This window comes from Methylobacterium sp. J-072, from assembly GCF_022829425.1.
In the GTDB taxonomy this organism is placed as follows: Bacteria; Pseudomonadota; Alphaproteobacteria; order Rhizobiales; family Beijerinckiaceae; genus Methylobacterium.
In genome coordinates, this window is sequence record NZ_JAKSYK010000127.1 from 51,500 (window position 1) to 65,135 (window position 13,636).

Genomic DNA, 13,636 nt, shown 5'->3' on the forward strand with positions numbered 1-13,636 from the left:
AGGATGGTTAACCGGACAGTCGGTGCCTGTGGCCGGCGAAGCACAGACGCACCCGACGCCGCCGTCGCCCACAGGCTGACGAATCCGGGCCGCTTTCCGGCCTCATTTCCCCGCGACCTAGCTTGACCAGAACAAGCTGGACCGGGTCTCGGAATGCATCGCTTTCTCCTGGCTGCCGCTCTCGCGGTCGCGCCCGTCGCCGCCTTCGGGCAGGCTCCGCGCGACAACATCGACGCGTTGATCGAGCAGCAGGCCAAGGCGAACGGCGTCCCGGCGAGCTTCGTCCACGCGGTGGTCAAGCGCGAGAGCAACTACAATCCGAACGCGAAGGGCGGCAGCGCCCTCGGGTTGATGCAGATCAAGCACGCGACGGCCCGCAGCCTCGGCTATACCGGCGATGCCGCGGGGCTGCTCGATCCCGCAACCAACCTGCGCTACGGCGTCGCCTACCTGGCGGGGGCCTATCGCACCGCCCAGGGCAACGTCAGCCAAGCCTACCAGTACTACAACCGCGGCTATTACTACGCCGCCAAGCGCCAGGGCATCTCCAGCGAGGTCGCCTCGGTGGTGGCCCCCGTGGCGGCTTCGGCCAGCGCCCTGGCGAGCCTGTTCGGCGGCGGCGTCAGCGATTCCACCGCCGCCTCGGCGGCCCTGGCCTACGCGCCGACCGCCGCCGCGGTGGCGGCGGTGCCGACCGAGACGGTCGAGGTCCCGCTGCCGCCCCGGCGCCCGGTCGCCCTCAGCGGCCCGGCCGAATATGCGAGCCTCACCGTCGAGCCGGCCGCCGCAGCCGCGAGTCCGGTCGTGCAGATGGCCTCGGCCGAGACCGTGGAGGTGCCGCTTCCGCCGCGCCGCCCGGCCGGCCTCGGCAGCGCCGTCGCGGAGGCCGCCCCGGCCCAGCTCGCCGAGCTGCGCCTCTCGCCGCAAGCCGAGACGGCCGCGATGACGCCCGCGGCCGCGACAGCCTCGGGCGCCGAGGCGATCGAAGTGCCGCTGCCGCCGCGCCGGCCGTCGATCCAGTTGCTGGCCGCGGCCACGCCGCGCCGCGCCCCCGCTGCCGCCACACCCGTCCGTGAGGCCACGGCCATCCCGGTCGAGTGAGGTCGCGCCAGGCTAAACAACCAGCGCTTGTCCCACGTCTGCCCACACGATGATCCTGCTCAAGGCTTGACCACCGGGCCGTTCCGCAACACATAGGCGCCACGCCAGCAACAGGAGTGGATCGACGCGGCACTGGCCCGTCGATCGATCGCAGCCGCCGGGCACAGGCGGTGAAATACAGATTCCAGGGCAGGACACGCCGGGCTTCGTACGAACAGTCGGGCAGCACCCGCTCGATCCGCGGGTGCGAATCAGAATTCATCTTGAAGTGGCAGACATGCAGGGCAAGCACTCTGCTTTCGGGCTGGCAGGAAAGCGGACGACGCCATGACCGGCGTGTTGGAACAGGAATCGCTCTTTCTCACGGATCTCGGGCGGCGCGTCAGGCACGCGCGCACCGTGCGCGGCCTGTCGCGCAAGGTGCTGTCCCAGACCTCGGGCCTGTCGGAGCGCTACATCGCGCAGCTCGAGGGCGGGCAGGGCAACGTCTCGATCATCCTGCTGCGGCGGGTCGCGAACGCCATGGGCGTGCGTCTCGACGACCTGATCACCGGCAATGACGGCCTGCCCGACTGGCCGGTGGTCCGCGATCTCCTCGGTCAGGCGACTCCGGCCCAGATCGCAGCCGCCAAGGAGGCCCTGTCCGGCGGCAGCCGGCAGGAATCGAGCGGCCGCCTGCGCGTGGCGCTGATCGGCCTGCGCGGCGCCGGCAAGTCGACCCTGGGCAAGCTCGCGGCGGAGCGCCTGGGCTGGACCTTCGTCGAGCTGAACGCCGAGATCGAGCGCGAGAACGCGCTCTCGGTGCAGGAGATCTTCGCGATCTACGGCCAGGAGGGCTACCGCCGGCTGGAACAGGCGGCGCTCCGCCGGCTGACCGAGCATCCGGGCCCGCTGATCCTGGCGACCAGCGGCGGCATCGTCGCCGAGCCGCTGACCTACGACCTGTTGCTCCAGGCCTTCTACACGATCTGGCTCCGCGCCCGCCCCGAGGAGCATATGAGCCGGGTGCGCGAGCAGGGCCATCTGGCCACCACCGGTGACCATGCCTCGGCGATGCAGGAGTTGCGCGCCGTGCTGGCGAGCCGGGAGCCGCTCTACGCCCGGGCCTCGGCCACGGTCGACACCTCCGACATCCCGCTCCAGACCATGGTCGACCGGCTCACCACGGCGATCGAGGCGCGGTTCGGCGAGGCGGTCGTCGCCGGCTGAGTGGCTTCCGGAACCGGTGACAGGGACGCCGATGCGGCATCTCCCTCGGCCGCGTGACCCTTGATCGACGTGGTGCGGCGCACCACGCTATGGCATCGTCTCGCCCAGGTCCGCCAAGTTTCGGAACGCACGATGCATGAGACCAAGCGCCTTGCGCATGGCTTCGCCTGTAGGACGATGTGCTAGGATCACCCGCGACGGCGGGGTCCTTCACCTCGCTCGTCGCCGTACCAGGGCTTCGCTGCAGCGCCCGGCCGGACCGGGCGACGGGGCCGGGTCCGCCGTCGGAACAGCGAGCCCGACATCTCGATCATGAGCCACCGTCCATGAGCGCCAGTCCAGCCCTCAGCCCAGCCTTCAACCGCGATGCGGGCGACCTCGCGGTCTGCGATCCGGTCTGGTCGCGGCTGCGCGCCGAGGCCGAGGACGTGCTGCGCACCGAGCCCCAGCTCGCCTCCTTCATCGTCGCGACGATCCTGAACCACGCCACCCTGGAGGGTGCCGTCGCCCATCGGGTCGCGGCCCGGCTGGGGCACCCGTCGCTGCCGGCCGAACTGGTCGCCCACGCGTTCCACGAGGCGATCGCGGCGGATCCCGCCATCGGGCAGGCGTTCCGGGCCGATATCGGTGCGGTGATCGATCGGGACCCCGCCACCCTGCGGGCGCTGGAGCCGGTCCTGTACTTCAAGGGCTTTCACGCGCTCCAGGCCTATCGCCTCGCCCACCACGTCTGGACCCGGGGGCGGCGCGACCTCGCGCTCTACCTGCAGAGCCGGGTCTCCGAGGTGTTCCAGTGCGACATCCACCCGGCCGCCCGGATCGGCCGGGGCGTGTTCCTCGACCACGCCACCGGCCTGGTGGTCGGCTCGACCGCGGTGATCGAGGACGACGTGTCGATCCTCCACGGGGTAACGCTCGGCGGCACCGGCAAGCAGCGCGGCGATCGCCATCCCAAGATCCGCCGCGGCGTGATGATCGGCGCCGGCGCCAAGATCCTGGGCAATATCGAGGTCGGCGCCTGCGCCCGGGTGGCGGCGGGTTCGGTGGTGCTGCGGCCGGTCCCGGCCAACACCACGGTGGTCGGCGTGCCGGCCCGCGTCGTCGGCACCGCGGGCTGCGACGATCCGGCCCGGGCCATGGACCAGCTGGTCGCCCTCGATCAGTTCATCCATGTGGGCGACGGGATCTGACACCCGACGAGGCTGCGCTTGCCGCTCCGCCGCTTGCGTGGCAAGCCCTCCGCCGATCCGGGCGTCAGCGCCGTACCGTCATCGTCGCCATGGGAGGCCAGACAGCGTGACCAAAGCCGAGACCGCGAAGCTGCAGGACTACCTGCGCCGCAAGTTCGCCAACAACAACATCCGCCTGACCGCGATGAAGACCGGCGATTCCGCCGAGGTGTTCATCGGCGAGGAATCGATCGGCGTCATCGCCGACGACAAGGAGGACGGCGACGATTCCTTCGTCTTCCGCATGGCGATCCTCGACATCGACCTCGAGGAAGAGGCCTGACGCACCCGTCGCGGGCCGGGTTCCACCGGCCCGCGCCTGTGTACGGGTTAAGGCTAACCCGCGTGATTGCTTAACAATCAGTAAACCGTGTGGCTAAACTGCGCGCAGCCTTTTCAGGAGCGCGAATAATGGTCCTCACGCCTGCGGCCCTCGAATCGATCCGGACCCTGTTCATCGGCCTCGCCCTGTCCGGGCTGATCGCCAGCGCCTTCGAGCTGTTCGCCGCCCGGCGCGCGAGCTTCAGCCTGCTGGAGCGGGGCGGCCTGCCGGCGGTGGCGGCCCTGCCGATGCTGGCCTTCTCGGCCCCGTTCATCATCCTGCGCAACACCCTGCGCGGCCGGAAGATCGAGGGCCGCCCGATGCCGTTCGTGATGCTGGCCACCGTCATCGCCTGCGGCTGGGGCCTGCTCTCGGGTCGGGTCGCCCTCGACCTCGCGGCGATGCTGGTCGGCGCCTGAGGACCCATCAGGGCTCCGCGGTCGCCACCTGCGCTGCCCCGTCCCGGCCCTCCAGAGAGACCCAGGCCGTCCCGTCCTGGCCCGCGCGCTTGATGAAGCTGTAGCCGGTGCGCCGCCACGGGCGGATCACGTCGGTCTTGTTGTCGAGGATGAAATCGCCCTGATCGGTGCGCACCGTCAGCACCGCGTGGCCGGCATTGGTCTCGTCGATCACCACGGTCATCAGCAGGGCCCGCCGGGGCAGGCCGCGCTCGGCCAGCATACGGCGCTTGAGCAGCTGGTAATCCTCGCAATCGCCGAACCCGTCATCCGGAAAATCCCAGCGGTCGACGACGCCCCAATGCGCTTGGTCGGTGATCGGCCGGATGCGGCTGTTGACCCGGTGATTGACGCTGCGCAGCGTCCGCCACACCGCCACGGTGAGCGGGATCGCGGCCGGCTGCGCGGCGTCGATGGCGCACTCTTCCGGCAGGCGCCCACAGAATTCGGTCCAGCCCGCGATCGCGCCGACGGGGCCGTTGGCTTCGGGGGCGGTCGCGCCCTCCGGCAGGGTCAGGCGGGCATGGGCGTGGGTGTTGGCGCCGCCCAGCATCAGGATCGTGCCGACCAGGGCAAGGCTCGCAGCCTGGCGGGCTCGGCGCAGCGGCGTCGACCATCCGCGCCAGTGCGGCGCGAGGAGCGCGAGAGCCGGAATCCCACCATCCGCGTGCCGCATGGATCACGCCCCATCGACCGATGATGACGGGAAGGTGACACGCGCGCGTGCAACGCACAATGGCTAAAGGTGGGAGAATAAACGCTCGAGGCCGGGGATGGGTTCCACGCCAGGAGGGTGTTGCATCCGCGTTGCTGCAATCCACAGCATGCGCTGGCGGAATGGCCGCCCTGCTCCTCTCCGGAAAGTCTTGATTCCACCGAGCTTTGCCGGCTTGAGACAGGGGAGCCCCGCGCTGAGATTCGCGGGTGGATCAGAAGCTCCGCAAGAACCCGGCCATCCCATCGCGGGATCGCCGTCAGGCCAGAGAAGGATTTCACGATGCAGCCCGCCATCCAGCAGGTGATCAGAGCGCTCGCCGAGGATGGCCGGGCGGGTGCCATCGGCATCGCCGAGCACGCCGTGGAAGCCTACCTGGCCAGCTCGCCCACCGAAGGCGACCGCGCCCTGTCCCGCGACATCCTGGTGCGCGACCTCGCCAGTCTCCGGGGCATCGCCCCGCACCTGGCCGGCTTCATCGGTCGGGTCGAGACCTTCGTGGCGACCCTCGCGCAGCCCTCGCTGAGCCGCGCCGCCTGACGAAGACTTCTCGGGACGCTATCCCGAACCCTGCCAAAGGGCCTGAGGCCCTGCCCTTTCAAGGTGTTTGCGGCAGTGGACTGTCCCGCTTGCCCCACGGCGCTTGGTTCTCGCAGAGCCCGGTCTGGAAACAACCCTGTCATCCCGGGGCCGCGAAGCGGAGCCCGGGATCCAGAAACACCGTTGGGCCAAGGACTTGCGCCGTCGGCGGCTCTGGATCCCGGGCTCGCCTGCGGCGCCCCGGGATGACAGGGTGGAGGCTGATGCCTCCGTGGAAATCCGGGATTCTAAGCGATCCCGCTTTCACCTCCGTGCCGTCCCTGCCACGCTTCTCTTGGCGAGGATCGCGGGCGGGCCATCGGACCTGCGATCCGAGCCGATTGATCCACTTGGGACAATCCAGGACCACGGCCCAATCCGAACACCTTGAGAGGGCTGAGCCTGACGCCCTTTGGAAGCCCCTGACTTGCTGGCTGGCCGAAAGCCCAATCAGCGGTTCGCCGTGGTGACCGGAGAGGTGACGCCGCCGAGCGACACCCAGGCCGTCGCATCCTGACTCTCGCGCTTGATGAACACGTAGCCGGTCTTGTGCCAGGCCTCGATCACGCTGGTCTTGTTGTCGAGGATCAGGTCGCCGCGGTCGGTGATCAGGGTCAGGACCGCGTGGCCCTCGCCCTTCTCGTCGATCACCACGGTCATCCGCATCGCCCGCCGCGGCAGACCGGCCTCGGCCAGCAGGTGGCGCTTGAGCAGCTGGAAATCCTCGCAATCGCCGATGCCGTCCTCGGCGAGGTCCCAGCGGTCGGCGACGTGGAGATGCTCCATGTCGGTCTGCGGCTCGACCGACTTGTTCACCCGGCGGTTGATCGAGACGATCGTCGCCCAGATCGCCGGGTTGAGGCTGATGCGCGCCGGCTCGCTCCGGTCGACGGCGCATTCCGCCGCGTAGGCTTGGCAGAACGTCACCCACGCCGCGATCGGGCGGGCGTCGCCGAGCACCTTGGCGCCGGTTTCCGCAGGCAGGCTCGCCAGGGTCTGGGCCTCGGCGGTGACCGCGAGGCCGAACAGCACCAGCGCGCCGGCGAGCGTCACCCGAACCGTCTTGAGAAGCCCCGCACCCATCGAACCCGTCCTCGCTGCTGAGGACAGGATTGCGCCGCAGAGCCTCCGCGGCGCTGAAGCGGATCGGCGCAATTTTATCGATTCGCCGGTGGCGGCGGCGTCTAGCGCGACAACGTCGACGGGGGACTTGAGAACCCCGGCGAATGCGCGGCTTCCGGTTCGGAAACCGGAAACCTTGAGCGTTCCTTCAGGGGCCCAGCAGCTTCACGAAGGCGGCACCGGCCCCGAAGAACGCGGCGCCGGCCGCCATCCCGGCGAGGCCGATCTGCCAGGGGGCAAGCGCGCGGTCGCGCTCCAGCTTCGCCGCCTCGGCCATCAGCTTCTTCTGCTCGGCCACGAATTTTTGCGACTCTTCGATCGCGCGCAGCACCCGCGTGACCTGCTCGGCGAAATCGAGCGAGTCGGGAGCGGACGTGTCGGCCATCGACCCTGATTCCCCAGCGTTCCGGTGACGATAACCTGAGGGCTCCTCGGCGCGACGGCAAGGGGCTCACACGCGCCCGGGACGATCGTCGATCCGGCTGCAGGAGCCGGATCGACGGCCGCCCTCACCCCGCCGTCTGGTCGAGCTTGCGCTCCGTCTCGCCCTTCAGCTCGGGAAAATCCGCCTGCGTATAGGCGCGGCCCCGGTGCGGATCCTCGGTCACGCCGTCATGCTCCAGGCGGCGCAGCTGCACCCGGCGGATCTTGCCCGAGATGGTCTTGGGCAGCTCGGTGACGAATTCGAGCCCGCGCAGGCGCTTGAACGTCGCCAGCCGGGCGTTGGTGAAGCGGAAGATATCGAGCGCCGTCTCGGGGCCGGCCGAGGCGCCGGCCACCAGCGAGACATAGGCCTTCGGGATCGTGTGGCGCATCGGATCCGGGATCGGCACCACTGCGGCTTCCGCCACCGCCGGATGCTCGATCAGCACGCTCTCCAGCTCGAACGGGCTGATCCGGTAGCCCGATGACTTGAAGACGTCGTCGGCGCGGCCGACGAAGGTGTAGCAGCCCTGGCCGTCCACGAAGGCGACGTCGCCGGTGTGGTAGAGCGCGCCGTCCGCGCCGGACAGGTTGCCGATGCCGTCGTCGTAGCCCTGCATCAGGCCGGCGGGGCGGTGGGCGCCGAGTTCCAGGCAGACCTCGCCCTCGCTGGCCGGCTCGCCGTCGGCGTCGAGCACGCGCACCCGGTAGCCGGGCAGCGGACGGCCGAGGGCGCCGGGTACGACCGGCTGTCCGGGGGTGTTGGCCATCAGGGCCGTGGTCTCGGTCTGGCCGTAGCCGTCGCGGATCGTGACGCCCCAGGCGTCCTTCACGCGCTCGATCACCTCGGGGTTCAGCGGCTCGCCGGCGGCGCAGACCTCGCGCAAAGCCAGCGTCCGGCCGGTCAGGTCCTCCTGGATGATCATCCGCCAGACGGTCGGCGGCGCGCAGAGCGTGGTGGCGCGGGTGCGCTCCAATTGCGTCAGCAGCGCCGCCGCGTTGAACGGCGCCTGGTTGATCACCAGGATGGTCGCGCCGGCATTCCAGGGGGCGAAGAACGACGACCAGGCGTGCTTGGCCCAGCCGGGCGAGGAGACGTTGCAATGCACGTCCCCGGGCTGGAGCCCGAGCCAGTACATGGTCGAGAGCGCCCCTACCGGATAGGAGCGGTGGCTGTGGCGCACCAGCTTCGGCTTCGCGGTGGTGCCGGAGGTGAAGTAGAGCAGCAGCGGATCTTCGGCCGCTGTGGGTCCGTCAGGCGTGAAGGTCTCGGGCGCGCCGAACGCGTCGTCGTAGGCGCTCCAGCCGTCGGTCGCCGCGCCGGTGACGATGCGGATCGCGCCGCCGGTCTCAAGGCCTGAGAAGCGCCCGAGCTGCTCGGGCCCGGCCACGATCGCCCGGGGCCGGCCGCGGGCCAGGCGGTCGGCGAGCTCGTCCGCCGTGAGCAGAGTGGTGGCCGGGATGACCACGGCCCCGAGCTTCATCGCCGCCAGCATGGTCTCCCACAGGGCCGGGACGTTGCCGAGCAGCAGGAGCAGGTGGTCGCCGCGCTTCAGCCCGAGCCCGCGCAGGTGGTTGGCGACCTGGTTGGACCGGGTGGCGATCTGCCCGTAGGTCAGGCTCTGTTCGGCGCCGCTGGCGGCCTCGACGATGTGCAGCGCGGTGCGGTCGCGGCTCTCGGGCCCGGCGAGCTCGGCGTCAAACCAGTCGAGCGCCCAGTTGAACGGCACCGGGTCCGGCCAGGCGAAGGCCGAAACCGCCGCCGCATAGTCGGTGCGATGGGCCAGCAGCAGATCGCGGGCCTCCCGGAAGCTAGGCATGGTCGTTCCCCCCGTCGTTCTTGTTCGGCCGGCAGATCCGGCCCCTCCCGCCCTCAGGCGGGAATCAGGTCCTCACCGGCCTCGCCGCGCGCGAGGCGCTGCACCATGCCGGCGTGGAAATGGCGGATCTCGTCGGCGATCGCCTCCACCGCGCGGCTGTTGCGGGGGAAATCGTCGGCGTTGAGCCCGATCAGGCCGGCGGTGTAGCCGGTCTCGTTGTTGTCGAATGGGTCGGCATAGAGCCAGGTCCACCAGTCCCGGGCCGGGACCAAGCTCGCGCCGGGCTTGACCCGCAGCGCCGCCAGGAACCGGAAATGCCGGATCAGCTCCTTGCGCCAGACCGCCCGTGTCTCCGCGGCCACGTCGAAGGCCAGCAGCTTCACGAGATGCTCGTTGATGGTCTCCTCCCGCCCGCGCGCCTTCTGGGCGACGATCGCGCGCGGGAAGGCCATCTCGAAGCGGGCTTCGCTATCGCGGTCCAGGACGTCCATCGCCCATGCCCCCGCTCAGGTGTTCTCGAACCGGGCCGGCCGCTTCTCCACGAAGGCGGCCATGCCCTCCTTCTGGTCCTTGGTGGCGAACATCGCGTGGAAGACCCGGCGCTCGAAGCGCACGCCCTCGGTGAGGGTGGTCTCGTAGGAGCGGTTGACCGCCTCCTTGGTCATCATGGCGATCGGCAGCGACATGGACGCGATGGTCTCGGCCGCCTTCAGCGCCTCGTCGAGCAGCTGGTCCGCCGGGATCACCCGCGAGACCAGGCCGGCGCGCTCGGCCTCGGCGGAATCCATCATCCGGCCGGTCAGGCACATCTCCATGGCCTTCGACTTGCCGACGAAGCGGGTGAGCCGCTGGCTGCCGCCGATCCCCGGCATGACGCCGAGCTTGATCTCGGGCTGGCCGAACTGCGCCGTGTCGGCGGCCAGGATGAAGTCGCACATCATGGCGAGCTCGCAGCCGCCGCCCAGCGCGTAGCCCGCGACCGCGGCGACGATCGGCGTGCGCAAAGCCGTGAACCGCTCCCAGTCGGCGAAGCGGTCTTGCGCATACATCTCGGCGTAGGTCGCGTGCTGCATCTCCTTGATGTCGGCCCCGGCCGCGAAGGCCTTGGCCGAGCCGGTGATGACGATGCAGCCGATGCCCGGATCGGCATCCGCCTCGGTCGCCGCCCGGATCACCTCGCGGGTGAGCTGCGCGTTGATGGCGTTGAGCGCCTTCGGGCGGTTCAGGGTGATCAGCAGGACGCGCCCGCGCGTCTCCGTCAGGATCGTCTCGTAGGCGTCCATCACGACTCACTCCCTGCACCGCGAAGCATACGGATGATCGCGGAAAAGTCCTCTCCCCCGTGGCCGAGGCCCTCGAACAGCCCGTAGATCTGCGCGGCCTCGGCGCCGAGCGGCGTCGCCGCCCCCGAGGCGAGGGCCGCCGCCTGCGCCAGCCGGAGATCCTTCAGCATCAGCGCGGCGGCGAAGCCCGGCTTGTAGCCGGCATTGGCCGGGGAGGTCGGCACCGGGCCCGGCACCGGGCAGTAGGTGGTCAGCGACCAGCACTGGCCCGAGGAGACCGAGGCGACGTCGTAGAGCGCCTGGTGCGACAGCCCGAGTTTTTCGCCGAGCGCGAAGGCCTCGCTGACGCCGATCATCGAGATTCCGAGGATCATGTTGTTGCAGATCTTGGCCGCCTGCCCGGCGCCGGCCGCGCCGCAATGGAACACGTTCTTGCCCATGGCCTTCAAAAGCGGCTCGGCCTTCGCGAAGGCGGCCTCCGCTCCGCCGGCCATGAAGGTCAGCGTCCCGGCCTTGGCGCCCCCGGTCCCGCCGGAGACCGGCGCATCCACGGACAGGCAGCCCCGCGCCTCGGCGAGTCCGTGGGCCTTGCGCGAACTCTCGACATCCACGGTCGAGGAATCGATCAGCAGGGTGCCGGCGGGCAGCGCGTCGGCGAGCTGGGTCCAGACCTCGACCACGTGCCGCCCGGCGGGCAGCATGGTGACCACCACCTCCGCCCCCTCGGCCGCCTCCAGGGCCGAGCCCGCGACCGCGATGCCCGCGGCCCGGGCCGCCTCCAGGGAGGCCGGCGCCAGGTCGAACCCGCGCACGGTGTGCCCCGCCTTCACGAGGTTGGCCGCCATGGGCCCGCCCATGTTGCCGAGACCGATGAACCCGATGGTCTGTGCCATCATACCCCTCCCATTCGCTTTTTCGTGCCCCTCCCAACCATCCCCTCATCCTGAGGTGCGGCGAAGCCGCCTCGAAGGAGGGCTCCAGGGATCGCGCGGCGACTGGAGGGCTCCTTCGAGGCCCAGCGATCCTATGGATCGCCGGGCGCCTCAGGATGAGGTGGGTGGTGGGAGAGGCGGCCTCACATCACACCGGCCCCGTGCGGCCTTGCGAAAACACCGGCTCCGCCCGTGGCTCGAGCCAGTGGGCGATCCGAGCCGGGTCGACCGCGTCGAGACTCGGCGGGTTCCAGCGCGGGCTCTTGTCCTTGTCGATCACCGCGGCCCGGATGCCCTCGCGGAAATCGCCCTCCTCCAGCAGCGCCAGCGAGGCGTGGAACTCACGCTCCAGGCAGGCTTCGAGGTTGGGCGAACGCCGGCCGAGGCGCAGCAGGCAGAGGGTCAGGACCAGGCTCGACGGGGACTTGGTCAGCAGGGTCTTGCGGGTCGCCGCCGCGAAGTCGGACCCGTCTGCCTCCAGGGCGGACAGGATCTCGTCGACCATGTCGAAGGCGAAGCAGCGATCGATGGTCTCGCGATGCTGCGCCAGGGGCGGTTCGCCGGGCTCGCGCGCCAAACGGCCGATCGCGTCCCGCACGCCCGCGTCGCCGGCATCGGGGGGCAGCGCCGAGAGCGCGTCGATCAGGTCCGGCAGCGCCTGCACGGGCACCAGCAGGTCGGCAAGCCCGCAAAAAATCGCGTCGGCGGCACCGACCGGCTCGCCGGTGAGGCCGAGATAGGTGCCGATCTGGCCGGGCGCCCGCGGCAGCAGCCAGGTGCCGCCGACATCCGGCAGGTAGCCGATGCCGGTTTCCGGCATGGCGACGTTGGAGCGTTCGGTGACGACCCGGTGGGCGGCATGCCCCGCGAGGCCGACGCCTCCGCCCATGGTGATGCCGTCCATCACCGCCACGAACGGTTTTTCGTAAGCCGCGATCCGCGAATCCAGCCGGTACTCGTCCCGCCAGAATTCTTCCGCGAAGGCGGTGCCGGGGTTCTCGTACAGGCCGCGCAGGTCGCCTCCGGCGCAGAGGCCGCGCTCGCCCTCGCCGGTGAGCAGGACCGCGGCGAGGCCGGGATCGGCGGAGAACTGGTTCAGAGCCGCGTCGATCGCCAGGACCATCCCGTGGGTCAGGGCGTTCAAGGCCTTGGGCCGGTCGAGGCGCAGCCGCCCCAGCGCGCCGACGCGCTCGACGATCACATCGCTCATCAGCGTCCCCCGGTCAGCGCGCGGGCGATGATCACCCGCATGATCTCGTTGGTGCCTTCGAGAATCTGGTGCACGCGTAGGTCGCGGACGATCTTCTCGATCCCGTACTCGGCGAGATAGCCGTAGCCGCCATGGAGTTGCAGGGCCTGGTTGGCGACCTCGAAGGCGGCATCCGTCACGTGGCGCTTGGCCATGGCGCAGAGCTGCGTGGCGGCGGGGTCCTTGGCATCGAGCGCCGCAGCGGCGTGGCGCAGGAAGGTGCGCGAGACCTCCAGGGCGGTCGCCATGTCGGCGAGCCGGAACTGGAGCGCCTGGAAGTCCGTGAGCTTCGCCCCGAAGGCGCGCCGGTCGCCCATATAGGCCAGGGTCTTGTCGAGGGCCGACTGGGCGCCCCCCAGGGCGCAGGCGGCGATGTTGAGCCGGCCGCCGTCGAGGCCGCTCATGGCGATGCGGAAGCCCTGGCCCTCCGCGCCCAGGCGGTTGGCTACCGGCACCCGGCAGCCGTCGAACCGCACGGCCCGGGTCGGCTGCGCGTTCCAGCCCATCTTGCGCTCTTCCGCACCGAAGGAGAGGCCGGGCGTCCCCTTCTCGACCACGATCGCCGAGATGCCCTTCGGCCCCGCCTCGCCGGTGCGGACCATGCAGACGTAGAGGTCGCTGACGCCGGCGCCGGAGATGAACTGTTTCTCGCCGGTGAGCACGTAATGATCGCCGTCGCGCTCGGCGCGGGTGCGGAGCGCCGCCGCGTCGGAGCCCGAGCCCGGCTCGGTCAGGCAGTAGCTGGCGATGGTCTCCATGCCCATCAGGGCCGGGATCCAGCGCTGGCGCTGGTCCGCGTCGCCGTAGGCGTCGATCATCCAGGCGCACATGTTGTGGATCGACAGGAACGCCGCCACGGTCGGGCAGCCGGTGCTCAGCGCCTCGAAGATGAGGGCGGCATCGAGCCGCGACAGGCCCGAGCCGCCGACATCCTCGCGCACGTAGATGCCGGCCATGCCGAGCGCCGCGGCCGCCCGCAGGGTCTCGACCGGAAACGTCTTGTCCCGGTCCCAGTCGAGGGCGTGCGGCGCGATATGCTCGGCCGCGAAGCCGAGCGCCATCTCGCGGATCGCAGTCCGGTCCTCATCGAGCCCGAAACTCATGGGCATCACTCCAATAGGTCAGAACGGACGCTTCCCTCCCCCCTCTGCGGGGGAGGGTGGCCCCTGCGTCAGCAGGGGTCGGGAGAGGGGA

The 13,636-nt window shown here is 70.3% G+C and carries 14 protein-coding genes and 1 pseudogene; 6 read left to right on the plus strand and 9 right to left on the minus strand.

The window, feature by feature from the left end; genetic code table 11:
- The first annotated feature begins 153 nt into the window (after positions 1-153).
- From MKK67_RS14775 to MKK67_RS14795, 5 genes and pseudogenes are all read left to right on the plus strand, one after another.
- Positions 154-1,101, plus strand: coding sequence for a lytic transglycosylase domain-containing protein (locus MKK67_RS14775; RefSeq protein WP_243965799.1), 948 nt, complete (start codon positions 154-156; stop codon positions 1,099-1,101).
- 312 nt (positions 1,102-1,413) lie between these two features.
- A pseudogene (locus tag MKK67_RS14780) lies at positions 1,414-2,310 on the plus strand (helix-turn-helix transcriptional regulator); the annotation flags it as partial.
- 326 nt (positions 2,311-2,636) lie between these two features.
- Complete coding sequence (gene cysE / locus MKK67_RS14785) at positions 2,637-3,500, plus strand: serine O-acetyltransferase (protein WP_243965801.1); 864 nt, start codon at positions 2,637-2,639, stop codon at positions 3,498-3,500.
- A 106-nt stretch (positions 3,501-3,606) separates the two neighbouring features.
- On the plus strand, positions 3,607-3,822 hold the full coding sequence (locus tag MKK67_RS14790) for a DUF3126 family protein (protein ID WP_007565940.1): 216 nt from the start codon (positions 3,607-3,609) through the stop codon (positions 3,820-3,822).
- A gap of 128 nt (positions 3,823-3,950) precedes the next feature.
- On the plus strand, positions 3,951-4,280 hold the full coding sequence (locus MKK67_RS14795; protein WP_243965802.1) for a DUF6949 family protein: 330 nt from the start codon (positions 3,951-3,953) through the stop codon (positions 4,278-4,280).
- Between the two features lie 7 nt (positions 4,281-4,287).
- On the opposite strand, the gene MKK67_RS14800 is transcribed toward MKK67_RS14795, so the two are convergent.
- Positions 4,288-4,995 carry a transglutaminase-like cysteine peptidase gene (locus MKK67_RS14800; protein ID WP_243965803.1) on the minus strand — a complete coding sequence of 236 codons (708 nt, stop codon included), beginning with the start codon at positions 4,993-4,995 and terminating at the stop codon, positions 4,288-4,290.
- A 321-nt stretch (positions 4,996-5,316) separates the two neighbouring features.
- Between MKK67_RS14800 and MKK67_RS14805 the strand changes: the two genes are divergently transcribed.
- Entirely contained in the window at positions 5,317-5,574 is a 258-nt protein-coding gene (locus tag MKK67_RS14805; protein WP_243965804.1) for a hypothetical protein, read from the plus strand.
- 489 nt (positions 5,575-6,063) lie between these two features.
- Here MKK67_RS14805 and MKK67_RS14810 read toward each other — a convergent pair whose 3' ends face one another.
- The 8 genes from MKK67_RS14810 to MKK67_RS14845 form a co-directional block, all read right to left on the minus strand.
- On the minus strand, positions 6,064-6,696 hold the full coding sequence (locus MKK67_RS14810) for a transglutaminase-like cysteine peptidase (protein WP_243965806.1): 633 nt from the start codon (positions 6,694-6,696) through the stop codon (positions 6,064-6,066).
- 187 nt (positions 6,697-6,883) lie between these two features.
- Complete coding sequence (locus MKK67_RS14815) at positions 6,884-7,120, minus strand: hypothetical protein (RefSeq protein WP_243965807.1); 237 nt, start codon at positions 7,118-7,120, stop codon at positions 6,884-6,886.
- Between the two features lie 124 nt (positions 7,121-7,244).
- Positions 7,245-8,978 carry an AMP-binding protein gene (locus MKK67_RS14820; protein ID WP_243965808.1) on the minus strand — a complete coding sequence of 578 codons (1,734 nt, stop codon included), beginning with the start codon at positions 8,976-8,978 and terminating at the stop codon, positions 7,245-7,247.
- A gap of 53 nt (positions 8,979-9,031) precedes the next feature.
- Complete coding sequence (locus MKK67_RS14825) at positions 9,032-9,469, minus strand: hypothetical protein (protein WP_243965809.1); 438 nt, start codon at positions 9,467-9,469, stop codon at positions 9,032-9,034.
- Between the two features lie 15 nt (positions 9,470-9,484).
- Positions 9,485-10,261: an enoyl-CoA hydratase gene (locus tag MKK67_RS14830; RefSeq protein WP_243965810.1), complete on the minus strand. Its 777-nt coding sequence runs from the start codon at positions 10,259-10,261 to the stop codon at positions 9,485-9,487.
- Positions 10,261-11,154 carry a 3-hydroxyisobutyrate dehydrogenase gene (gene mmsB / locus MKK67_RS14835; protein WP_243965811.1) on the minus strand — a complete coding sequence of 298 codons (894 nt, stop codon included), beginning with the start codon at positions 11,152-11,154 and terminating at the stop codon, positions 10,261-10,263. The genes MKK67_RS14830 and mmsB overlap by 1 nt, the downstream gene beginning before the upstream one ends.
- Positions 11,155-11,341: 187 nt before the next feature.
- Entirely contained in the window at positions 11,342-12,403 is a 1,062-nt protein-coding gene (locus tag MKK67_RS14840; RefSeq protein WP_243965812.1) for an enoyl-CoA hydratase/isomerase family protein, read from the minus strand.
- Complete coding sequence (locus tag MKK67_RS14845; RefSeq protein WP_243965813.1) at positions 12,403-13,545, minus strand: isobutyryl-CoA dehydrogenase; 1,143 nt, start codon at positions 13,543-13,545, stop codon at positions 12,403-12,405. Before MKK67_RS14845 ends, MKK67_RS14840 begins: the two co-directional genes overlap by 1 nt.
- Positions 13,546-13,636 lie beyond the last annotated feature (91 nt).